Annotated in this window: 17 protein-coding genes; 11 read left to right on the top strand and 6 right to left on the bottom strand. The window is 36.8% G+C overall.

What is annotated here, in order from left to right; genetic code table 11:
• The first annotated feature begins 198 nt into the window (after positions 1–198).
• Complete coding sequence (locus R3E32_23180; GenBank protein MEZ4887656.1) at positions 199–1833, top strand: carboxyl transferase domain-containing protein; 1635 nt, start codon at positions 199–201, stop codon at positions 1831–1833.
• A gap of 585 nt (positions 1834–2418) precedes the next feature.
• On the opposite strand, the gene R3E32_23175 is transcribed toward R3E32_23180, so the two are convergent.
• On the bottom strand, positions 2419–4002 hold the full coding sequence (locus R3E32_23175; protein ID MEZ4887655.1) for an AAA family ATPase: 1584 nt from the start codon (positions 4000–4002) through the stop codon (positions 2419–2421).
• Between the two features lie 81 nt (positions 4003–4083).
• Between R3E32_23175 and R3E32_23170 the strand changes: the two genes are divergently transcribed.
• Positions 4084–4632 carry a hypothetical protein gene (locus R3E32_23170; GenBank protein ID MEZ4887654.1) on the top strand — a complete coding sequence of 183 codons (549 nt, stop codon included), beginning with the start codon at positions 4084–4086 and terminating at the stop codon, positions 4630–4632.
• 33 nt (positions 4633–4665) lie between these two features.
• On the opposite strand, the gene R3E32_23165 is transcribed toward R3E32_23170, so the two are convergent.
• Positions 4666–6168 carry a hypothetical protein gene (locus tag R3E32_23165; protein ID MEZ4887653.1) on the bottom strand — a complete coding sequence of 501 codons (1503 nt, stop codon included), beginning with the start codon at positions 6166–6168 and terminating at the stop codon, positions 4666–4668.
• Between the two features lie 176 nt (positions 6169–6344).
• Here R3E32_23165 and R3E32_23160 point away from each other — a divergent pair, with 176 nt between their 5' ends.
• The 3 genes from R3E32_23160 (at position 6345) to R3E32_23150 (ending at position 9110) form a co-directional block, all read left to right on the top strand.
• A complete protein-coding gene (locus tag R3E32_23160) occupies positions 6345–7901 on the top strand; it encodes a T9SS type A sorting domain-containing protein (GenBank protein ID MEZ4887652.1) in 1557 nt (518 codons plus the stop codon).
• Between the two features lie 152 nt (positions 7902–8053).
• Entirely contained in the window at positions 8054–8461 is a 408-nt protein-coding gene (locus R3E32_23155; protein MEZ4887651.1) for a Rieske 2Fe-2S domain-containing protein, read from the top strand.
• A gap of 121 nt (positions 8462–8582) precedes the next feature.
• Positions 8583–9110 (top strand): DUF6268 family outer membrane beta-barrel protein, encoded by a 528-nt coding sequence (locus tag R3E32_23150; protein MEZ4887650.1) that lies wholly within the window; start codon positions 8583–8585, stop codon positions 9108–9110.
• A gap of 167 nt (positions 9111–9277) precedes the next feature.
• On the opposite strand, the gene R3E32_23145 is transcribed toward R3E32_23150, so the two are convergent.
• The 3 genes from R3E32_23145 to R3E32_23135 form a co-directional block, all read right to left on the bottom strand.
• Positions 9278–9691: a response regulator gene (locus R3E32_23145; protein ID MEZ4887649.1), complete on the bottom strand. Its 414-nt coding sequence runs from the start codon at positions 9689–9691 to the stop codon at positions 9278–9280.
• A 34-nt stretch (positions 9692–9725) separates the two neighbouring features.
• Positions 9726–12167 carry a PAS domain S-box protein gene (locus R3E32_23140; GenBank protein ID MEZ4887648.1) on the bottom strand — a complete coding sequence of 814 codons (2442 nt, stop codon included), beginning with the start codon at positions 12165–12167 and terminating at the stop codon, positions 9726–9728.
• A gap of 255 nt (positions 12168–12422) precedes the next feature.
• On the bottom strand, positions 12423–14267 hold the full coding sequence (locus R3E32_23135; protein MEZ4887647.1) for a UbiD family decarboxylase: 1845 nt from the start codon (positions 14265–14267) through the stop codon (positions 12423–12425).
• A gap of 2246 nt (positions 14268–16513) precedes the next feature.
• Between R3E32_23135 and R3E32_23130 the strand changes: the two genes are divergently transcribed.
• The 6 genes from R3E32_23130 (at position 16514) to R3E32_23105 (ending at position 23094) form a co-directional block, all read left to right on the top strand.
• Positions 16514–17209 (top strand): hypothetical protein, encoded by a 696-nt coding sequence (locus R3E32_23130; protein MEZ4887646.1) that lies wholly within the window; start codon positions 16514–16516, stop codon positions 17207–17209.
• Positions 17210–17370: 161 nt separating this feature from the next.
• Positions 17371–18276 (top strand): helix-turn-helix transcriptional regulator, encoded by a 906-nt coding sequence (locus R3E32_23125; GenBank protein MEZ4887645.1) that lies wholly within the window; start codon positions 17371–17373, stop codon positions 18274–18276.
• A gap of 100 nt (positions 18277–18376) precedes the next feature.
• The gene (locus tag R3E32_23120; protein MEZ4887644.1) at positions 18377–19249 is read left to right on the top strand and encodes an SDR family oxidoreductase; all 873 of its coding nucleotides are present in this window, start codon (positions 18377–18379) and stop codon (positions 19247–19249) included.
• A gap of 1 nt (position 19250) precedes the next feature.
• Entirely contained in the window at positions 19251–19682 is a 432-nt protein-coding gene (locus R3E32_23115; protein MEZ4887643.1) for a nuclear transport factor 2 family protein, read from the top strand.
• 196 nt (positions 19683–19878) lie between these two features.
• Positions 19879–21996: a Piwi domain-containing protein gene (locus R3E32_23110; protein ID MEZ4887642.1), complete on the top strand. Its 2118-nt coding sequence runs from the start codon at positions 19879–19881 to the stop codon at positions 21994–21996.
• Positions 21997–21999: 3 nt separating this feature from the next.
• A complete protein-coding gene (locus R3E32_23105; protein ID MEZ4887641.1) occupies positions 22000–23094 on the top strand; it encodes a hypothetical protein in 1095 nt (364 codons plus the stop codon).
• 109 nt (positions 23095–23203) lie between these two features.
• On the opposite strand, the gene R3E32_23100 is transcribed toward R3E32_23105, so the two are convergent.
• Positions 23204–23371: a hypothetical protein gene (locus tag R3E32_23100; protein ID MEZ4887640.1), complete on the bottom strand. Its 168-nt coding sequence runs from the start codon at positions 23369–23371 to the stop codon at positions 23204–23206.
• Between the last annotated feature and the right edge of the window lie 401 nt (positions 23372–23772).

Raw genomic sequence — 23772 nt, 5'->3', positions numbered from 1 at the left:
ATTAAGAAAACCAATTAAAACTTACTGATAGTTCTGCTTGATAGACACACTACTATACAAGCAATTATGAGAGTCTCCAATCATAAACAATATATATTAGCCACTCCAAAGATGTTTTACAAGACATGGGAAAGTGAGACATCTTTGGGAAAGCCAAAAATTATTTGCGTAATTTTACCCTCGAACAAACAAAAAATTATGCAGCAAAACATAGAATTTCAAAAAAACAAAGATGCTTTGAAATTGGCTACATCTAATGTTCGAAGACATTTGGTGAATATATATGCAGGAGGAGGTCACAAAAGAATAGACAAACTTCATGCCAAAGGGAAGCTTACAGCACGAGAAAGAATAAATCTATTACTCGATCAAGATGCACCTTTTTTTGAAGTAGGTGCTTTTGTGGGGTTTGGAATGTATGAAGAATATGGCGGATGTCCCGCTGGAGGTGTTGTGGTAGTAATAGGTTATGTAAGTGGGCAACAATGTATCATCGTTGCAAATGATTCTACGGTCAAATCGGGTGCTTGGTTTCCAATTACTGCAAAAAAAAATCTGAGAGCACAAGAAATTGCCATAGAAAATCGCTTGCCCATCATTTATTTGGTGGACAGTGCAGGTGTGTTTTTACCCATGCAAGACGAAGTATTCCCTGATAAAGAACACTTTGGGCGTATGTTTCGCAACAATTCTATTATGTCTGCTATGGGAATTCCACAAATTGCAGCCATCATGGGAAGTTGTGTGGCTGGTGGAGCGTATTTACCCATTTTATCCGACGAAGCCTATATCGTTGAAGGCACAGGTTCGGTTTTCTTAGCAGGGCCATTCTTAGTAAAAGCAGCTATTGGAGAGGATGTAGATTCCGAAACTTTGGGCGGAGCGACTACACATAGCGAAATTTCGGGCGTGACAGACTACAAAATGCCTGATGAAAAATCCTGTCTTGAGGCCATCCGAAAAAGCATGGGTCGCTTAGGAAAGTTTGAAAAAGCAGGCTTCAATAGAGTGGAAGCCAAAGCTCCAAAATTTGAAGTGAAAAATATTTACGGGGTTTATCCAGAAGGTGGCAAAAAACCCTACGATACGCTGCACCTCATCGAACACATTGTGGATGAAGATTCTGTTCAAGAATATAAAGAAAAATATGGCATGTCCATCGTGTGTGCTTATGCCCGAATTGATGGATGGGCAGTGGGAATTGTGGCAAATCAACGAAAAATCGTGAAAACGAAAAAAGGGGAAATGCAGTTTGGAGGAGTTATTTACTCCGATTCTGCTGACAAAGCAGCCCGTTTTATTATGAACTGCAATCAAAAACGAATACCTCTCGTATTTCTGCAAGATGTGACTGGCTTCATGGTTGGAAGTCGTTCGGAACAAGGCGGAATCATCAAAGATGGTGCAAAAATGGTCAGCGCCATGAGTAATTCTATTGTACCGAAATTTACCGTCATCATCGGCAATTCGTTTGGTGCAGGTAACTATGCAATGTGCGGAAAGGCTTATGATCCTCGTTTGATTGTGAGTTGGCCTTCTGCAAAATTGGCGGTAATGGGTGGAGCTCAAGCGGCCCAGACGTTGGTGCAGATTCAGGTGGCAAGCCGCAAAAACCGAGGTGAAGCAGTGGACAAAGAGGCGGAAAATGAACTGTTGAAGGAAATCACCGAACGCTATGAACGCCAAACAACTCCCTACTATGCAGCCGCTCGATTGTGGGTAGATGCCATCATTGACCCTGCCGATACCCGACGCATCCTTTCGATGGGCATTGAAGCAGCGAACCATGCCCCAATTACCAAAGAATACAATGTTGGAGTGATTCAAACTTAGGGTTCTTTGACAAAATCTGTGATTTGAGACTTCGGAAGTTTGCCGCTTACAAAATCAAAAAACTATTTCGCTAAAAATTAACTTCTTATAAAATGAAACTTCCGAAGTCTTTATTGCTTCCACAAAAATTGTCACAGAACCAAACTTAGTAACGAATGAAAATTAAAATGAAAAAATCACACCTTAATCAAGTGATTAAAAATTTAAAATCGGGGAGTTATTTTTTGAACGTTACTTAACAACATCAATAAGGATTGCCAACAAAATAACTTACCACATTTGAGGTAAAAACTTTTGAAGTTTACTCTTTGAAGGACATTGATTTTCATTGCAATAGAGAACATTTGAAGCAAAACTTCAAAAGTCTAAATTAGGAAATTATTTTATTGACATTCCTAAGATAATTTTCAGATATAGACTTTCACTGATCTTTCGTACTCTCTATTGATAAACAATTATTTAAATTCTATTTTTTTGTTAATTTAATGATTTTTAGGTTTGCTACAATCGGGTAGTTACCTTAATACAAAAAATAGAATTTTAGGGTGCGAAAGGTCAATTCCAATAATATTCTTCATTTTATATTTATTTCACCTCAATCAAGCCACTTTCCCCAATCACATAGTGCAGATTGGCAGCGTCCAAAACACTCTTAACCGCCTGTTCGTCATTGCGGAAATACTCGTACAGCAAAGGAATGATTTTGTATTGAAGGTGGTAGGTCAAATCAAAATTGCCCATTCTGTCCTTCAAAAAATAAGCGTGTCCAATCTGAAATTCTCGTCCTCGAAGTTGGGTGATTTTTCGATTCATTTTTTGCAACACATCGGCGTATGCCAATTGCGGTAAATCATAGCGTGGATAGACCGCTTTGAAGTCAAAACGCCTCCGTAATGCCATGTCTAATAGCGCAATAGATTTGTCAGTGGTATTCATCGTACCAATGATATAGAGGTTGGGGGCAACGACAAAAGGTTGTCCAGAAGGCAGGCGAAGACTCAGCGCATTGCGGGCATCGTAGCGTTTGTCTTTTTCGATGAGGGTAATCAGTTCACCAAATACACTGGAAATGTGCGCTCGGTTGATTTCGTCAATTACCAACACATAGTTTTGTCTGTCCACCCGCTTTCCTTCCTTCAATTGTCGCTCATAAACCGCCTGTTCCTCATTGACCGAAAAATGGTGGTAAGCGTTTGAGTTCGTTTGCCCAATTGAGTTGGTTTCTTGAAGGTATTGCAGCAGTTGTTGGTCTTTGCGGCTCAGTTGGACTTTGGAAGCCAAGTAGTTGAGAATCGCTCGGTCTGCAATGCGTTTGAAAATTCCGTCTTTTAGCTCAAACTCCAATCCTTTGTTGCGGTTGGTGACGGGGCGCAGTCCTTGTATGAAATCTTCGTAGGCGTAGTTGGGATGGAAACTAATCATTTCGATTTGATTGCCCAATGCACCTTGAAAAATGGCTTGATTTACTTCATGTTGTGGATTCGATTTGCCGATGATTTCGGCTGCCATGTCTATGCAGTGATAGGTCTTGCCTGTGCCAGGAGGGCCATACAATAAGATGTTGGGATTGGGGTACTTGTCCCGTATTTCTTCAAAATGTTCGGGGGCAATATGAATTTGGTGTTCAATGCTTTTTTGGTAATCGCTGTCCAATACCTCCGCTAGTTCTTCAATGGTATGGGGATAATTTGCAGCCAAAAATTGCAGGATTTGCTCCAGTGTGAAACCCAGCTGATTCGCCAATGCAAAAGTATCAGGATTTGTTGCAGAGATATTGAAGTGGTGCAAAACGGGTTTGTCAAGGGCATGAACAAACTGCATCCGAATGGCAGGAGAAGGTTTGTTGTTTCCGAGCTTCAATTTGGGATTGCTCACGTGGTAATCTGTTGCAGCAATACCCAGACCATAATAATGTGTTTTGTCCATCAAAACCATCAAATCCTCCCGATTCAATTCGTTTACCCACTTAGGAATCACTCGCTTTCCTCGCTTCAATGACGAAGGGCTGATTCGTTGGTAATCTGTTTCGGCATCCATCCATGACAAGGTGACTAAACCACTTGCTTTAAAAGTATTCCAATATTTCAAATCTCCCAACCGCCACATTTTGCGTGTACTCAATTGCAGTAAATTGTGGATGTGGTGAATATCGGTTGCCAATGAGGTCATATTGAAAGGATTTCGTTTTTCGTTGGATTGGAAATTTGAGCCTTTTTGGTTATTTTGCAAAGATTATCAAACTTTAAAGATATGAAATTATTTGTTTTTTTGTTCATCTTGAGCATGGGTTTATTTGTAAGCTGCTCTTCCAAAATTCACTCTTCTGTTTCTGACAACGAAACACTTAGGTCCGATAAAAACACATCTGATGAACCAGACAACGAGGTGGTCGAAGTTCAACTAATTACCGATGTGTTGGGTCTCGACAAAAAAATTACGGTAAGGGTCAAGAAAAAAGATGGGGTTTTGAAGCCTCTAAAATTTACCGACCAGACGGCCTACTACATCGGCATTTTGAACTACAATCTGTCTATGAGTCCCCAAAGTTCGCTCAAACTCTTGAGTTGGGAACTTCCTATGACCGACATCAGCATTATGGAAGCCCGCAGCCCCTCCCCTATCGTCATTTCCGAATTTGATGTGGGCAAATTGGCGATTGTACATGGCTATTCGGATGGCGGCATGATTTATTTGGCAAACATTGTGGCGGTATTTGAACAAAAACCGATGGCATTGTTGATGGAGTTGTTGAACAATGAGAGTTTTGATTTGGAGGCGCATGTGAGGAAAAACAACTAAAATTAAGTGTGCTTTTTGATTGCTGTTTCATTTTTACCTAACCGACTCCAACACCAAATCATAATAATCTCGTTTCTGCAATTTCGATTGTAGCCACAAGACATAGTTGATGGTTTCGTTGGACCCCAACTCAATATCTTTGTAAAGTGTCAAAAATTCTTGGATTTTGGTCTGCACTTTTTTGCTGCGAAAAGGTTCTGCTTTAAAGGCTACATCTTGCAAAATTTGGAGGAATTGTTTTTCTCTTTGATAGGCAGTTTGTTTCAACTCTTTGCTAAAGCGGCGTTTGATGTCTCGCAAACGGTGGGCAACATACTCAAAATCATGGGTTTCAATCCGAAGTATCAATTCGAGGATGCTCACATTTAGCTGGAGATTGTCCGCCAATGTTTTGTATAAATCCGTTGCCAAAACCATCGCCAAATTGCCCAATGCTTTGTCCACTTGTTTTTCACAGTAATAACTTGCCGCCAAATTGAGGTAAACAAACACATCGTAAAAAATATTACCCTTCAATTTGGGATTGTGTTCCACTTCCTCCAATAAGTCAATCACCTCTCGGTTGCGCCCCAAAAAAGAGTAGTTGATGATGAGGCTTTGGTGATACAGCCATATATATTTGTCATAATACGCTCGGTTATCATCCATAATTAATTTGTGCAACTGTTCTGCATATTGAAGGGATTGTTCAAACTTTTTGTTTTTTGTGGACACATTCACAATCCAGCTCAACATCAAGATTTTCTGGGCAGCATTGACAAACAGTTTCTTTTCTTCAAAGTCATGAAGGCTTTGAATTAGGTACTGCTCCAATGCCACGAAATCTCTTTTTTGGAGCAATACATTTTTTACGCATATATGTATTTGGCGTTGAATGTTGTGGTCATCTAAATATTCCTCTGCCACCGAAAGTTCTGCAATGATTTGATTGAGCTTGTCAATCACTGCATTGTCATTGTGGGCAAAATTCGTTTTTCGCAACTTGTAGCCTATGGTTGCCATCAAAATTTCAGCTTTTTGGGTAGCATCTTGTTTTACTCGATTTTTTTGCTTTCTCTCCAAATATTTCTGGGGATCAATCGTATAATACACACCACACAAGCCAATTATTTCGTCATAAATGATATTGAGTAAGTCAAAAGTCACTTCTTTTATGGCCAGTTTTTCGGCTTTTTTGAGGTAGAAAAACGCCTTTTCGTAATCCGATTTGTAGCTGAATATGCGGGCCAATTGAAGCCAATTGAAGATTTTAAAACGCTCGTATTTTTTGCGGTTCAACATCAATAGACTATGTTCGATGTCTTCAACCAATCTATTTTTGAGGCGGTAATAGGCATTTTTATTGCCGTTAGGATACAATTCTGCAATCAAATCATCCCCAAATTCGTCCATTTGGTCATTTTGGATACCTTCAAATAAGTCAATGATTTTCTTCCCTTCTTCACTTTGGTGTGTACGAGTTGCGTAGATTTTGAAGTTGCGTAACTCTTCCTTGTTCAGTGAATTGATCAATTCTGTGAGGTGGTACTTCGACATGATTTTTAATTTTGGAGGTGTAAGATTACGCTTTTTTTAACTCATAAAGAATAGACACATTGTTTATTTTTGAGGTATTATAAAAATTCCCACATTAAAAAGGGTTCTACCGTAATACAATTATCGGCAAAAAAGACTACTTTAGCTTTCATTATTACCTCATTAAATTGATTCAAATGTCTATTTTGCAATCCATTAAATTACATATCATTCGTTTAGTTGGCTTACTGTGCTGCTTTTCGATGGGTATTCAAGCTCAAACCGCCGATTTAAGTTTGGTACAAGTCCAGCTACCTGATACAATTGTATTGGGAGAGGTGGTGACTTTTAGTGCTTACCTCAAGAACAATACAGATGCAACCTATACAAATGACAACCTACAACTGAACCTCTATGTCAATGAAATCCAAGACATTGAGAAAATAGCAGCGATTCAAAACCTGAATATTGCAGGTAATTTTAACATTCCTTCGGGAGATAGTATTTTGATTGAGCAGAATGTTTTGGCGGACAATTCACTGCTTCAAATGGGTGAACAACAACAGATTCAAAAAAACATCATCATCGTTTGGCCCACCGAAGACAACTATTCTATCAACTACCATCTTCAACCAATTGTAGCACTTAAACAGGCGATTCCAACCGTCTTTTACAACAATTCCTCCAATTTTTCGGATACAAATATAAATAGTACAGATTTGCCGCTTGATGCCATCAACTACATCAATGCGGAATATACTGGATATATTTTTGATGACATCAAGCAGCAAAATTTTGAGGATGGCAGTGTGCAATTTGAAGTGAGACTGGAGAATGATGAGGACAAAGTGCGACTATACTTTAGCGCAGAGGGTATTTTGGTGCTGACCCAAACAGAATTTGATGAGAGCAACGTGCTTCCCAATATCTCCACTTTTATTGCAGAAAATTACCCTGATTACACGATTGACAGTGCCTATGAATTGCTTTTTTCGGATGGAACGATACAGTTCAAAGTTGAATTGACCAATATAGTAGGAGACGAAATCGAAATATATTTTGATTTGGTGGGCAACAACATTGCAGAGATTGGAATAGTCATCGAACTCTACGAAGAACCTGATATTGAACTAAATGGGCTGGAGCTTCCAAGTTTATTGGATTTAGGCGAAGAAATTGTTGTAAATGGTTCTCTCACCAATCACTTAGCAGTTCCTTACAACGATGTTTTCATTCCTATCAACTATGCTACTTTACCCTTTCCTCCAACGCTTAACAACCCCAAACTTCGCACTCAAACGACCGATATTGACCTCATCGCACCTGCCGAAACCATCGCTTTTCAGCAGAATTTAAGTATTGAGGACGACCTTTTTTATGCAGGTAAAAATATTGTGATTGTATGGCCTACGGATTATGCGATGAACCTGACCAGCAATTGCATTTTCCAAGAAGTTTTTGTAGAAACAGTGCGTGATACCGTTGGTATAGAAACGATTGTAGCACTTTCCAATGACATTGTGATTGCTCCAAATCCCACAATAAGTCATTTGAATATCCAAACCCACGAACTGCAAATTGAAGCGATTGCAGTCTATGACATAGCTTCAAAAGTCATTGCCCATTATCCTGCTATCCATCAAAATTCCTTTGAAACAGATATTAGCCATTTCAAAAATGGAATGTATTTGCTTTATATTCAGACGGATAAAGGAAATACAATGAAGAAATTAATTATCGGAGATGGATTGTGAAATGATTGAATAGTGAGATTCAATTTTACATTAACACAAATTCTAAATGCGTAAGATTTTTACTTTTTGGATTACTTTTTCGTTATCCCTTCTACTACTTTTATCGCAAGGATAGAGGTAGAGGAGCTATTTATTCACAAATATTCGTAAAAATGAATCGCAAAGATTTTTTGAACAGATTAGGCATTGGAGCAGCATTTGTATTGACAACAAGTTGTATGAACGCTTGCAGCAAGGCAGCAGATATTGGACCAGTTGACTTTACATTAGATTTAGACGACCCCAGTTATTCCAAACTGAAAACCAATGGCAATTATATTGTTGTCAATGATACCGTTGTTGCACGAACAGTAGATGGCGACTATGTTGCAGCAACAGTTATTTGCAGTCATGAGCAAAAAAAGAGGGTTACCTACCAAAAAAGTAGCAATGAATTTCTATGCACCGAACACAGCGCACGGTTTGACCTTTCTGGAAAAGGACTCAACAATGATGGACGAAAAGGTTTGACCATTTTTCAAACAACTTTGAATGGAAATCTATTGAAGGTAGTTGGTTAGATTTTGAAGATGTAAGATTCTTCAAAATATGATTAGCAGGTATTATCTTTTGGGAATAAATTTGTAGTAGTCATAATTATTTTAGTAATGGTTTAGTTTAGTAGTGATAAAGGATGGGTGAATATATTTTACCCATCCTATTCATAAAAATGGTATCATTAATTGGCAATTAAGAAACGACCGCATTGCCTATGGTATAGGAGTATCCTATGGATCTACTTTTGGCAGACCCAGCATCATACCCGTTTTTGCTTACTACAATACCTTCAGTGAAAAATTTGGGATAGAAGCCTTATTACCAGGCAGTATCAAACTGCGGTGGAGCATCAATCAGATGAATACCGTCTATTTTACGACTAAAGTAAATGGAGCAAGTTTCCGTATTCGCTTAGACGATGACTCTGTGTTCTCACAATATGACATCTTGGAACTACGGAGATCTGAAATCAAAAGTTATTTGAGTTACGAGCGAGAAATTTACGATTTTTTGTGGTTCGGTACAGAATTCGGTGTGCGTTCTAACCTTAATTTTAGTCTCAGCAATTCGCTTTACCGAAGAGGCGATACACTTGTAGAGGGTCAAGTAGATATAGCTCCTTTTGTGAATTTTAGCATTTTCTTAGTTCCTCCAAGAAAATTTTTGGACTAACTCTAAAGCAAGATATAGTTTATTTTTAGTATTACGGGATAAGAGGCGTTTGGCTATAAGAATGGTCAAACGACCTCTTTTTTTTATACAAAAATGCCCACCAATACAAGTTATAAACTCTTGTATTGGTGGGCATTGAATGAGAGTATAGATTCTTCATTCACACACTAAGCCACTACTCTTTCTCTCTCCATAATAATCTTGGTGATTACCAAGAGCAAACGCTGCATGGTTTGTTCATTTTTGATGATGTAATCATACGCACCTTCTCGGATAGTCTGAATAGCCGTTTGCATATCCTCTTGTCCAGACACCATGATTACCTGGGTTTCTGGAGCGAGGGTTTTTATTTGCTTCAATATCTGCAAACCATTTTGGGCATCTTCACGGATGGCATTGAGGTAATAATCCAACACTACGATGTCTGGCTTTTCATCCATTCTATCCAAGCAGTTTTCACCATACGCAAAAACATTCGCTTGAATTTTGTGATCAGGAAGATTTTCCAATTTGTGCTTGAGCATGATGAGCGTTTTCACATCGTCATCCACTAAAAATACTTTGTAAATTTTGTCTGCCATAATTGTTGGGTTTAAAATGTTAAAAATGATTGATTTATTGCTGTAATCTTTTAAGCTCCATTTCCAATTCTTTACAAGCCTCCAAACAAGTCTCTTTCACCACTTCAATTCTATCCCACAAATCCTCCAAATTTTCTTGTTTTTCTGCATCAATCTGAATATTCTTCACCATCTCTTCAATGTCGGGCATTCCCATAAATGCCGCTGAAGATTTGAACTTATGTGCCACAGCCCGCAGTCTATCCCAATTTTGCTGATAATAATGATATTCCATCTTTTCGAGTTCCTCGGGAGTTTCTCGAAGCATGATTTCGATCATCTTCACTATCAAATCAGTATTGTTGTCCGTTGAAGCTTTCAAAAACTCCAAATCAACTGTATGATAAACGATTGAAATATCTTCATTGTTTTTAGGAATTGCAGCTATTTCTTCTGTTTTTTCAGGTAAAGTAGCAGGGTCATATTTGACCAACTTTGCAATTTTTCGGTACAATTTTGCAGGATCAAAAGGCTTGCTAATGAAGTCATTCATCCCCGCCACAATCGTTCGCTCTGCCTCTCCTGTCGTTGCATAAGCAGTCATTGCGAGAATAGGTAGATTTTTCAATTGCAGTTCTTTGCGAATATATTTAGTCGCTTCCAGTCCATTCATTTTTGGCATTTGCACATCCATCAGCACCAAATCATAGCGGTTTGGATGTTGTTGAAGTGCATCCACTGCCAACTGTCCGTTCTCAAAAATATCTACAATAATGTCCTCATTCCACTTCTTAATCGTATCTTCTGCCACCACTTGATTGAGTTCGTTATCTTCTGCCAACAAGATAGTTAACATCGGCAGTTTCCCTTCTTCAAAAGCAGCCTTGCTAAAAGATTTTACCGTAGCCCGTTCTTGTTCCGATTTAGGATATTTCAGCACAAAACTAAATGTAGATCCTTCTCCCACTTGACTCCTCACCGAAAGAGTACCGCCCTGCATCTCAATCAGTTTTTTGGTAATCGTGAGCCCAAGACCCGTACCTCCAAAGCGACGAGTTGTATCACTACTAATTTGAGAAAAACTATCGAAAACCGTTTCCAATCGTTCTTCGGGGATTCCACATCCTGTATCCAAAACCGAAAAAACAAGGTTCACACTCGAAGCCCCTTCCTGCAATGCCCCCACTTCAATCTCTACGCTCCCTCTGTCTGTAAACTTGATGGCATTCGACACCAAATTCAACAAAATTTGCATCAGTCTTGTCGGATCACCCAACAACATATCTGGCAAATTGTCCTCCATGTGAAGCAATAAGTCAATTTGTTTTTCCTCCGCTTTGTATTTGAAGGTGTGACTCACATTTTGCAGCACCTCATAAAGACTAAATGGAACATGCTCAATCTCCAGTTTGCCTGCTTCAATTTTAGAAAAATCGAGTATGTCATTGATAATCACCAGTAAATGCTCAGAGGCATTTCTGATTCCCCGCAAATATTTTTTTTGATTAGGGGTAAAACTATCTGCATCGCTTTCCAGTAAATTGCTCATACCAATCACCGCATTCATCGGTGTGCGAATTTCGTGGCTCATATTCGCCAAAAAACGCTGCTTCAAACCCGCCGAACGCTCTGCCAATTCTTTTGCCGTTTGGAGCTCCTCATTTCGTTTGAGTTCAGTAACATCACGAATAATTCCCTGATAACCGATATTTTCCCCCTTAGCGTTTCGGCGAATCGTTGTCGACAAAATACAGTCTAAGGTCGTTCCATCTTTCCGCATCAACTTCACCTCATAGTTGCTCACCGAACCTTGTGCTTCCATTACTTCCTGAAAACGCTTTCGATCTTCCGCATTCGCATACAACTTAAGAGCCGACTTACCGACCATTTCTTCATGTTTATAGCCAAAAAGCTCTAAAGCCGCTTTATTGATTTGCACAAACTCACCACTCACCGCCGATACATAAATCGCATCATTGGAGTTCTCAAAAAGATTTCGGTAGCGAATTTCACTATACACCAATTGTTCCTGAACCTCTTTTCTTTTCGTAAGATTTTGGATAGCAATCACTTTGGCTTCTGAACCTTTGTGGGGAATATACTTGCGTTTGATTCTGGCAGGAAAAGTGCTTCCATTTCGATGGACACAAACGATTTCAAAAGCATCTTTATTAGGATCTTCAATGTCCCACAAAGCCGCACTCCGATTCTCTTCTTCAAACAACAAACCGACATCCATATTGGTCATTTCGAAGCGATCGTAAGCGAACATTTCGCACATAGCCTCATTCATCAAAATGATTCTACTGTCTTCCAACATAGCAATACCTTCAAAAGAAGCTTTTGAAAGTTGAAGAAAACGCAACTCTGCTTCAAACATATCATTTTCAAGCACTTCAATATGGTTGCGAAGTAGTTCGTTTTCTTTTTGAAGTTTGAGGTACTTTTTTTGTAGTTGTTGAAATTCTGATTGATTAATTGTAATGTTTTCTAACATAGGCGTACTGGTTTAAAGGCTGTTTGTAAGTATTTCTGTAGCAAAAGAAGCATCTTTTATCACTCAAAACCAATTAGGAAAGTAGTTTCTGGCAAGCCTTAGTTCTATCCTACATATTTACAAATTTAAAGTGAGAAATACAAGTTTTTCACAGCATTGATAAACCAAATAAAACACCTTCAATTTTCAACTATCACATAATCAATATTTTATTTCATTATTTCGATTTTGATTCTCATTTTTATTTTTCACCTCCTAAATAATTCCATACAGACTTTTTCCTTTTTCGCCCAACCTGTCCACCTTTCGTTCAGTAGCCGCATCTTCAATCAAAGGCGGCGCATGATGTGGTTTGATGCGGGTATCCATCACCAAAGAACCTCGACATCCCCAGTGTTTGTGTTCCACAAAAGAATCAACACCGTGTATATCGTGTGAAGGATTGCAACGTGTAAAACTTGTCCAGAGAAAATTGTTCAGCGTTCGGGCCACAAACTCACTGTCATCGGTCAGCAAAATAAGTGGCCATTCCTTCAATTTATCCCTACCATACACTTCAAAATGATGTGTCAAATGCTCTACTTCCTCCAATGCACTTTTTTCATCCTTGTATTTGGGGGAAGACACTGCAAAAACACCAGGCAGCACCATTTTGGGAAGACTAAACCCATCGGGAAGCGTCAAATCACTCGGCAAAGCTGTTGCCAAAGTCCGAATTGCAGCACCTGCCGCCGCCATGACTACTTTCGACCCTGTATTCAAACCCGTACCACTGTAATCCAGCGTATCCATCGTAGCTTTGGTATGAAAATGCAAATCACGCTGCCAATCAATCCGCTTCAATACATGCTGCAAATAGTGGGCAATGTCGTGCGTGTTGAGTTGAACATCATCTTCTTTGGCTGCAATGATTAGAAACTTCGCCAATGACATCTGCCCAAATCCGAGGATGTGATTCGCAATCGTCAGAATCTCCTGCGGTTGTTTGCGCTCATAATAAGGCGTATATCTTTCGCTTCCAATCGCCAACAAAACAGGATGTACGCCCGCAGCATCTACCGCATTCACCTCATGCAGCCCCGGCACTTCACTCGGAATCACAGGGCCCGTGATGTCGTGAATCAATGCCCCAAACTGTGTGTCCTCTTGTGGGGGTCGCCCAACTACCGTAAACGACCAAATCGCATCCTTTCGGTGCCACACTTTGTGTACCTTCATCAACGGAAAATCGTGGGTCAAACTGTAATACCCCAAATGGTCGCCAAAAGGACCTTCAGGCTTGTTTTCTCCAAAATAGACGGCTCCTGAAATAACAAAATCAGCATCTGCCGATACTGCAAAACCATCTTGATAGGCATACCGAAAACGCCGTCCTCCCATCGCCCCTGCAAAAGCTACTTCAGGCAAACCTTCGGGCAGAGGCATTACCGCCGACAAAATATGAGCAGGCGATCCGCCTACAAACACGCTCACTTTGAAGGGTTCACCCTTGGCATTTGCTTTGGATTGATGCACTCCGATACCTCTATGCAACTGATAGTGAAGCCCAATTTCTTTGTCTTGCACGTAGTCATTGCCGCCCAACTGTATGCGGTACATGCCCAAATTGGATTTCATAATCCCTGGCTTGTCCAAGTCTTCGCTATACACCAAAGGCAATGTGACAAAAGGGCCTCCATCATCTGGCCAACATTGAATTTGGGGTAAATCGCTGATTTTGCATTCATTTTGGAGAACAGGTTTAGAGAACCACGCTTTACTCGGTAGGGCGGTCAAACCCGTGTAAGGCACATCCAAAAATTTCCACGGCTGCTTCAATGCCACACTTGGATCGGCCTTCAATTGCACCAACTTGCTGACCCGCTTCAAGGTATGCCGAAACATAAACTTGCTGCGCTCCATATTTCCAAACAAATTGGAACAAGCCGAAAATTTGCTACCTTTCACCTTCTCAAACCATATTGCGGGCCCGTTCGCTTCAAATACCCGCCGATGTATGGCAGCCATCTCCAAATAAGGATCGACTTCTTCTGAAATCCGAACCAAATGTCCATGCTTTTCGAGGTCTAATAAACAGTCACGGGTGCTTTTGTATGCCATTGTTTTTGGGATAAAGATTCGATAAATTATGGGAATAAAAATAACCAAACCTCTGTTTTGTTCAAAAACCTTAGATGAAAAGTAGATTTAAGGTGTTTTTTGTAAAAGCGATTGCGATTTTGGAGAGGTCAAATACACGCCTGTTTATTCTGCAATTAGCTAGGTAAAATCGCTTGTATATTATTTTATTCAAAATTTTTATTCCCCTTTTTTCTAAGTTTTATCAAATTTTGTTTTGGAGAGATGCGAAAGTTTTTTTATTTTTGAAAATTGCAAGTGGCAATTGAAAAAAGAATGGAAAAACTCCAAAATCCTTTGGATAATTTGGACATATAGAAATATCAACTATTTGAGGTTTTTTCCTCATTTCTTTTTATTGATGTTGTTGATTGTCAAAAAAATACCCAACAAATATCAACTAAATTGTCTAAAAATCACTTGCGATATATGTGCACCTAGGTGTACATATTGACGAGTTGCCAGCAATTAAAACCAACAAGACCGTAAAAGGACAAACGACAGAATGAAGTATAAAAACATAAGAAGAAGAACTAAAAATAAAGTTGGTGCGGACTGGTTTAAGCAATTTGACACCACCGAAATTTTTAGGAAATATTGACTTCACCGTTTTACCAAACAAGACAGCTTGTTTGGACGGACACCTCTTTTGTGGGCGGAAGCGAAAACTGGAAGTTTTGATATTCCGACGATGTTTGTGCAACTCGCTATTCTGACTATTGGAAAAGCACGAACATTTGACAAAACTTTACCACCTGCATTTTAGGAGCGTTTGACTTTAAAAAAATTGCTTTTGCAGATTACATAAATGTTCAAGACATATTCTTTCTAAACGATTTTAACTGGAATGTTACCAAACAAGCACGACACGAAAGAATTTAAACTGATTAAAGAACGAATAGAATCGGTTTTTTAAGTAAAGACCTACGTTTTTGATTACCAAAAAGACGAAAAGGAACTCAAAACCTTTATCAAAAACAATGTGGCAAAAGCCACCACAAAAAGTAAAATCAAAATTGACAAAAACAATTTCATCCCTATTCTTACGTTGGATCGAAATTGTAAAACCAATTATTGATGTAAACTGGGACGAACTCAAAAAGAGTAACATTCTCGATAGCGATTTTATTTAGCAGACTTATTTGTTGATGATAATAACACTCAAAACATTGATGACGACTTAACAATAAGAGATAGTTTGTTTGTTGTGTATCAAAACCAAGGCTATAAAATTGCTAAAGAGAACATCAAGCAAATGTTTGATGCCACAATAAACATCCGCAATAAAGACGCTTATTCACAATTTTTGGAAACTCTACAAACGACCACCTATAAAAGAGTTTCAGGATTACATTATTGAACGTAGAGATTTACTTGTTCCTCAAGATATTAGAGAACGTAAAGGAGCATTTTTCACGCCAAGAATTTGGGTAGAACTTTCACAAAAATACCTGACCGATTATTTGGGAGAAGATTGGCAAGACGAATATTACATTGGGATTGTGCAGCAGGAACGGAAACCTTTTAGCGGGTTTAACCAATAAATACAACATTTATGCAAGTACTTTGAGACCAAGCCGACATCAATGTAATGCACGAGCGTATTGACCACGGGTAACCTATTAAAAATCACGTTTTCCAATTTGATTTTTAAATGATGATTTTACAAACTACCTCAAAGTTTACAAGACATCATAAACGACCCTGAAAAACGAAAAAAATTAGTCATTCTATATAAATCCGCCTTATGCGGAAGCTGCAAGTAAAGGCACTGTATCAAACACAGGAACAAACAAAACAGATGTTGCTGTAACAACAAAAGTTTACGAAAAGTATAAAAGTAAAATTGGAATTGGTGGACGTAGAACTCTTTGTTCAATTCATTACAAGAATTAATGCTGAAATCCCTAATACCTTGCTTGCAGAATTTTCAAAGTTGAAAATTCTGCAACAATTTTTCGGATTTCCGAAACTTTTTCGAGCGAAGTCGAAAAGTTATTTGTTGTTCCTGCTGATTCTTTTGATAATGTGAAAGGCAAGTTTCCAATTGGGTTTTCATTTGGAACAACGATTTAAAAGAAGAATTTAAGGAAATAGATAGTGACATTTATAACTCTAAAGGGGATTTTATTGGTCGTAAGAAATTTATAAACACTTCAGTTTTTAAATCAATAAATGATTGGATAATCACAACAAGAAACAGAGCAAATGAAAAAAATATTGGTTTTATGTCCGCAAAAGGCAATGATTTTCAGAATGTAAATTTCATTTTCATTATTAACGACAAAAATCAATTACCACATCCAAGAGGCACTTGGGTAACTGATAAAAACATTATAGAGATTTCGATTTACATTTCGGTACGTCATACTATTCAAGCAACTTGGCTTAATGATAGAGACCAGTTTACCTTTCCAAAAAATGATTGGGAACAAGACCAAGAATTTCATAACGACTGCTTAAGTTTTTGTTTGTTCGACAATAGCAATAACATTTCAAGTAGCAAGGGCATCAACCATTGGATACCATTCACAGAACAAGAGGTAAATGCACAGAATAGATTTGAAAGCCATTTTATGACCGACTTTATCAATGGTAAAATAAAAACCGAAAACGAAAGCAATCTATTTGGCACATCAAAAATTCAGTCTATAAAATGTGAGTTTTCGGCAGAAGCGAAAGATGTTTTTGATGCAGGTAGAGAACTTTGGAAATATTATCACAGCAAACCAAATGTAAACGTAAATGCAAGTTTATACGACATTAGAGAATACTTTCAAGGCAGAAACGACAAAGGCAGAATGAATAACAAAAGTGATGATGAAAAATATATGGAATTGATTGGCGAATTAAGAAATAAACTTGACTTTTTAGCCGACAAAATCAAACCGAAAATATACGAATACGAATTTTTAAAAGAATAATAACTGCTGGCAACAATGGCTATAAGCAATTGGGGTTTAAGTGGTGAAACAAAGTATAGAACATAAAATAAAGGTCAGTGCTAAACTGAAAAGTTAGGGCAAGAAATCCCCAACTGCTCATAGCCGAGACCGTTGGCAATAATTAAAAAATACGAACTCAAATGGAATTAATAGTCCACCATAAAATTTCGGACTTGTATAAATCGCTGAATTTACCAATTGAGCAAGAAATGGACTTTACGATTCATTTTTTACCTGCTATTCATTCTAAAACACCTTTTAAATCACCAGTTTTTAGAGCCGATTATTTTTCTTTTGTATTTATAAAAGAAGGTTCTGGAAAATATACCATTGATGATAAAATATTTCCCTTTGATTCACAAACCATATATTTTACAAATCCCGGACATATTAAATCCTTTGAAATAGAAAACTCTAAAGACGCCTATATTATCACATTAACAGAGAGTTTTTTAAGAGAGAATGTTCACCCAGATATTTTTGGCGAATTTCCGTTTTTATTAGCAGAAACAGTTCCACCAAAAAAAATGTTGCAGAATGACTTTAGTGAATTTGAAATTCTTTACAAACAAATATTCAAAGAGTTCAAAAAACAATCTGAATACAAGAACAAAATTCTTGGAAACCTTTTTGTTGTATTACTTCTAAAAATAAAAGAAAATTTTTGGCTATCGTACAATCCATTAGAAGAAGGAGGAAGAAATTCTCAAATTGTTAAATCCTTTAAAATTTTATTGGAACGAGAGTTTAAAATAGCAACTTCAAAAGGACTAACTATCGCCTTTCAAGTACAAGATTATGCCAACGAATTAAATTTACACCCAAATTATTTAAATTCTGTAATAAAAAGTAAAACAGGTAGAACTGTAAACGATTGGATTTCTAAACGAACATTGTCAGTAGCCAAATCATTGCTCAAAAACACTACCTATTCTTCAAAGGAAATAGCTTATAAATTAGGTTTTAGTGAACCTACTCATTTTAGTCGATTTTTTAAAAAACACACACAACTTTCCCCAAATACATTCCGAAAATCTAACCAATAATAGGTTAATCTTTGAAATTGGTCATTTCTTGTATAATTAAGGTTATATAAAATACTTCCTTTTACTTCAACTTTGCACTATAATTTTAAAACAATAAATAATGGAACAAAGAATATTAATTACAGGAGCAAGTGGAGGATTTGGATTTTTAACTTGTCAATCACTTATTGAAAAAGGACACAAAGTTGTTGGAACAATGCGTTCAACTAAAGGGAAAAATGAAAAAGTTGCGGACGCACTAAAATCAATTGGTGTTCATTTGGTAGAGATGGATGTTACCAATGAAGAAAGCGTAAACAAAGGTGTTAAAAACGCTATTGACTTTTTAAGTGGGTTGGATGTTTTGATAAACAATGCAGGAGTTGGCGTATTTGGAATGCAAGAACATTTTACACCAGACGATATGAAATATGTATTTGATGTCAACGTTTTTGGAGTTCAACGTGTAATGCGAGCAACATTGCCACATTTTAGAAAACAAGGAAAAGGAACAGTAATTTATACTTCAAGTTTATTGGGTAGAATGACTTTACCTTTTTATGGTGTTTACAATGCTTCCAAATGGGCATTAGAAGCTATTGCAGAAAATTATAGAACGGAATTATCAGCTTTTGGTATAGAGTCAAGTATTATTGAACCTGGTGGTTTTCCAACGACATTTATGGAGAATCTTAAAAAACCAAGTGACAACAGCAGAAATGAATCTTATGGAGAATTTATGCAAGCACCAAAAGCTATGTTTGACGGGTTTGAACAGGCTTTAGAGGCAAATACAGAGCAAAGACCACAGAAAGTTGCAGATGCCATTACAAACCTTATTGCAATTCCTTATGGAGAAAAACCATTGCGTACAGTAGTTGATTATATGGGAATGGGACAACACATTACAAATTACAATGAAATGTTAGACAACGTAACTTTCGGAATTTATTCTGCTTTTGGAAATGAAGGTATGTTGAAAATAAACAAGTAAAATGGAATTTACTGTAAGAGAGCAAATCATTGAAATAGTTCATAAACTATTTATCTATACAGACAATCAAGAGTGGAAAAAACTTCAAAAAGAAGTTTTTTCTGAACTTGTTGACTTTGATATGTCTTCACTTGGTGGAGAAATTTCCAAGAAGAGTTCTATTGACATTTGTAATGAATGGAAACAAGGATTTGCAAATATAGATGCGATAAATCATTTAGCAGGAAATCATTTAGTTAAAATCAGTAATAATTCGGCAGAAGTTTTTGTTTACGCAACTGCTACACATTTTAAGGAATCTGCAAGCAAAGGAAAGACACGAGAATTTGTTGGAAGTTACAATTTGCATTTGGTTAAAAATAGAGAATTTTGGAAAATTGACAAATTCAAGTATAATTTAAAATATTCGACAGGAAATCTCGATTTGAAATAAAATTTAGGAAGTGGAATAATAACTATTGCCAACACCGTATATAAAAAATAGCAGTTTAGTGCTAAACTTAATGTTTGGTTCTTTTCTGCTATCTTTGTTTTTAAACTGAAAAATGGCACATTCAAATCTGCTACTTTTCATATACAAACACGTTGGGCAATATTATAAAACCAAATTAAAACCATAATTAAGATTGATGACAGGAATATTCCTAAATATATTTGAAAGTAAGTTTGAAAAAGACTACTTCGAATTACAGTACTTATCTTATGAAAAGTATACTACAAGAGAAGCATACAGAAAACTTCGCACAGAAAACCTTGACTATGAATTCTATAAGTGTGATGTCAAACTTGATAATGGAAGAACAGAAAGACGCATCTACTTTTGGGGTAAAAAATTAAACCCTAACACAACTATTTTAGGAACGAAAGATAGGGTTGATATTCAAAATAACCCTAAAATAATCAGCAAAATTATAGAGAGTTGCATTCTTCAACAATTTAGAAATTTTGGTAAGTTTCAAATATTTAAGAAAAAGGAAGAACACTTTTGGAGTATTGTATCTCCCTCTAACCTTTTTGTTACTGAGCAAGTGGAAGAAGATATAGAAGGAAATAAAAGAAAAGTAAAAAGGAAATTAGTTAATGGCATTCTTGCATTCAATAAGTTCCATTTTAATACTTTGTTCAATTCTTTTAACGGTAATCTTTCATATTACTTTGTGCTTTCAAGAAGTATAAAACTCCAGTTTGAAATAGGCAAAGACGGTTTTGAAGAAAGAAGAATCGAATGCAGAGATTTGAAAGGAAAAGACAATGTGATTTTCGCAAACAAGCAATCGATAAAACGTTTCTTAACAGCCACAGGACAGCAAGGGAATTATGACAGTCGTATAAATTTATTGGAGCATAATCAGGAAAATTTTAAGAAAATCAAACAGGTTTTTGACTGGCTTGATGCAGAGAAAGAAAAAATATTCTTGCCTTCAGAAAATAAGTTTAGTGAGTTTTCAATGAAATATTTACCACTTGAAAACGATAAAGTTCAATCAGACAGATTGGAAGACCCGATACGGTACTATTTTGAGAACAGAACAGAAAAAGGTTATTATAACGATGTGATTTCAAGACTTAAACCATATAGTTTTAAGTTCTTTGAAAACCAAGAAATTAAGATTTCTATTATTTGCCCTAAGTTTAATGAAGGGATTTTGGAAGGCTTTATAAATAAACTCGAAACACGTCTTAAAAGCATGTTTCATATAAAGCCTGTTTTTTCGACAGTATTCTTATCAGATACAAAAATAGAGGCTTATACTAATGCTCTTTATGAAGAGCAGATTTCATCATCAAGTCTCTGTATAGTTGTACTTACTGAACAACACCTAAAAATTATTGATTTAAAGCAAAGTCCGTATTTTGTATGTAAAGCAAAATTGCTTGGTCAAGGTGTTCCTACGCAAGATATTCAAGAAAAACACCTCAAAAAACTTAACCAATTTGTTATGAACAATCTTGCTCTTAATATCTATGCAAAGATTGGCGGGATTGGTTGGACTATACAGAATATTGAAAAGCGTAGAGAAGAATTAGTGATTGGTATTGGCTCATCTTTGAATAAAGAAGGTAAGAGAATTTTAGGAATAGCCCAAATATTTCATTCAGATGGTAGATACTTGGTGGGTGATTGCTCGCCATTATCAACTTTTGATAATTATGCTGAAAATTTAGAAAACCATCTTTATAATTCTTTGTCAAAGATAATCAGCCAAGAAATCATCAATAAAAAGTCAGAGTTTCGTTTAGTTTTTCATCTTTTCAAGTCAGCAAGTAAGGAATATGAAATAAAAGCCGTTGAAAATGTGATTAAGAAATTCCAAAATGATAATCTAACTTTTAAGTATGCTTTTGTTCATCTTGCTTACGGGCATAATTTTAGGTTGTTTTCAAATGATGGAATTAACAATGATACAGTAAAAGTATTTGGGAAAGAGCAAAGGGTTAATACTACACCCAAAGGTACATACGTAGAGCTTTCAAAATATCGTTCATTAGTTCATTTTGTCCCAGAAAGCACTATACCATTAGAAATTGAAATAGACAAGCGTTCAACCTTTGAAGATTTACGTTATATTTCCACACAGGTTTATTGGTTTTCACATCTCTCCCATAGAACATTTTTACCATCTAAGAAAACGGTTACAATTTTGTACCCATCTATTATGTCAGGTCTTTTGGATAAACTTCGTGAAATTGATGATTGGGATAAGATGCGTGCTGAAAAAATCACGGATAAACTTTGGTTCATTTAATCTATGAATTGGATAAATGAAATAATGCAGCATAATGCGAATAGAATTTTTGAATACCCTACTATTCAAGAGTTATGCTATTTGTATGTCGTTGACAAAAACAAGTTACAATCAAAAAGCATAGATGCTTTGCAAGGAGAAGAAGAAACATTAGCCGCTAAGGGCTTTAAAGGGATTAAACCAAGTAATGAAGAATTGGCAATTATTAACAAACCTGAAAACAGAAGGGTAGCACATTATAAGCATGATAAATATAAGCTTATTGGCATTTCGTTAACTTCTGATAAGAACAACAGTCAGGCATATAAGCACCTTGAAACCTTTGTCAGTCAGGCATCAACAAAAGAAACTTACTTAGTACAAAAATTCTTTCCAGAATTTCGCCAAAGCTTTTTGGATAAGTTGAAAGCAGAAAACAAAAATGATATTCCCAATAAAATCTTGAAGTATATTTATCAAAATGATTTTTCGACAGAAATAGATAGTTTCATTGCTGAGTCAAGCAGAAAAGAATTAGAAACTGTTGATTTAATTGTATTTGCAGAACTACAAAGCCACTTCAGTAAACAAGCAGTTACAAAAACAATATACAAGAGTCTATCTGCAACAGAGTTAATAAACAGTATTTTAGAGAACTTTGAGAATGCAGTCATCAAAATTACAGACTCAAAAGAAAGATATGGAGGAAAGACAGCTAATCCAAAGAAAACTCCAAAATCCATAATAAAAATAGAAGACGAATATGACGTTCAAGATATACTATATGTTGTTTTAAAAGCAACATTTCCTGCTATTAAGTATGAAAACCCATTGGCAAAGTTTGGCGGTAAATCGACCAGATTAGACTTTGTTTTAGAGCAAGAAGGCTTAATTATTGAAGTCAAGCAGATTAGTCAAAGTGAGATAAATGATAAAAAATTCACAGACCAAATCAAAGTTGACTTACAATCCTATCACGTTCTTGATTATTTAAAGCAAATCATATTTTTTATTTATGCGCCAAATGCTATTCAGGATATAACCAACTTTAAGGAACTGGAAGGCGAACAGACAATACAAGGAAAAACTTTTGATGTTAAAGTGATTGTAGTGAGGTAGAATAAAAAAGTCGAGTAGAGCGGGGAACTGACTAAAACAGTTCCCTACCCTCTCACAGAACCGTACGTGAACCTCTCGATTCATACGGCTCTTCAGGATTAGAAACCTATCAGGGAGTATAGCCGTACTGCCAATGCACAAACAAGTTCGGAAAATCTTTGGCGATTTCCTTCAATCTTGTTCGTGCTTCTTTCATACGCCTTCGGTATCGCTTGTACTTATTGGTGAGCAAACGTACCTTGTCCTTGAACAAAATCTCAACACATAAACTACTCAAGGTGATTTCAGAGCCTCACCCAAAAAACACGACATAAGAAAATCTTGCTCAAATAACCCATTGAAGAAAAGTCCTATTCGTAGTATCAATGAAAAAGTAGCACCCCAAAAACACCAAACAGCCTCACAAACCACTTGATAAAACTCTATTTATCCAGTCCTTACCTCCAACTCTAAAAATAAAGCAATTTCTACATACATTTTTTTGCCCCAAAGCAAAATTTGGCTATATTTGCGAAGTATAAAAGGCAGTCCGAATTAAGAGCCTTTCCCTATACACCAATTTCGTTCAACTGAAATGTCTGCGCTAAGGAAGCTTGGAGTAGTGTTGAAAGGGGTAGGAGGCGCAGACATTCCTTTGAGTTCTCGGCAATTTAAAAATGAACACACCTAATAAACAGA

Source organism: Chitinophagales bacterium, assembly GCA_041392475.1.
GTDB lineage: Bacteria > Bacteroidota > Bacteroidia > Chitinophagales > UBA2359 > JAUHXA01.
The sequence above is the reverse complement of the archived record's forward strand: the minus strand, read 5'-3'. Positions and strand labels throughout refer to the sequence as shown.

Excerpts from the sequence above, each read along its gene's own strand:
- R3E32_23180 (MEZ4887656.1), top strand. The coding sequence starts at position 199 with ATGCAGCAAAACATAGAATTTCAAAAAAACAAAGATGCTTTGAAATTG.
- R3E32_23175 (MEZ4887655.1), bottom strand. The coding sequence starts at position 4,002 with ATGACCTCATTGGCAACCGATATTCACCACATCCACAATTTACTGCAA.
- R3E32_23170 (MEZ4887654.1), top strand. The coding sequence starts at position 4,084 with ATGAAATTATTTGTTTTTTTGTTCATCTTGAGCATGGGTTTATTTGTA.
- R3E32_23165 (MEZ4887653.1), bottom strand. The coding sequence starts at position 6,168 with ATGTCGAAGTACCACCTCACAGAATTGATCAATTCACTGAACAAGGAA.
- R3E32_23160 (MEZ4887652.1), top strand. The coding sequence starts at position 6,345 with ATGTCTATTTTGCAATCCATTAAATTACATATCATTCGTTTAGTTGGC.
- R3E32_23155 (MEZ4887651.1), top strand. The coding sequence starts at position 8,054 with ATGAATCGCAAAGATTTTTTGAACAGATTAGGCATTGGAGCAGCATTT.
- R3E32_23145 (MEZ4887649.1), bottom strand. The coding sequence starts at position 9,691 with ATGGCAGACAAAATTTACAAAGTATTTTTAGTGGATGACGATGTGAAA.
- R3E32_23140 (MEZ4887648.1), bottom strand. The coding sequence starts at position 12,167 with ATGTTAGAAAACATTACAATTAATCAATCAGAATTTCAACAACTACAA.
- R3E32_23135 (MEZ4887647.1), bottom strand. The coding sequence starts at position 14,267 with ATGGCATACAAAAGCACCCGTGACTGTTTATTAGACCTCGAAAAGCAT.
- R3E32_23130 (MEZ4887646.1), top strand. The coding sequence starts at position 16,514 with ATGTCCGCAAAAGGCAATGATTTTCAGAATGTAAATTTCATTTTCATT.
- R3E32_23125 (MEZ4887645.1), top strand. The coding sequence starts at position 17,371 with ATGGAATTAATAGTCCACCATAAAATTTCGGACTTGTATAAATCGCTG.
- R3E32_23120 (MEZ4887644.1), top strand. The coding sequence starts at position 18,377 with ATGGAACAAAGAATATTAATTACAGGAGCAAGTGGAGGATTTGGATTT.
- R3E32_23115 (MEZ4887643.1), top strand. The coding sequence starts at position 19,251 with ATGGAATTTACTGTAAGAGAGCAAATCATTGAAATAGTTCATAAACTA.
- R3E32_23110 (MEZ4887642.1), top strand. The coding sequence starts at position 19,879 with ATGACAGGAATATTCCTAAATATATTTGAAAGTAAGTTTGAAAAAGAC.
- R3E32_23105 (MEZ4887641.1), top strand. The coding sequence starts at position 22,000 with ATGAATTGGATAAATGAAATAATGCAGCATAATGCGAATAGAATTTTT.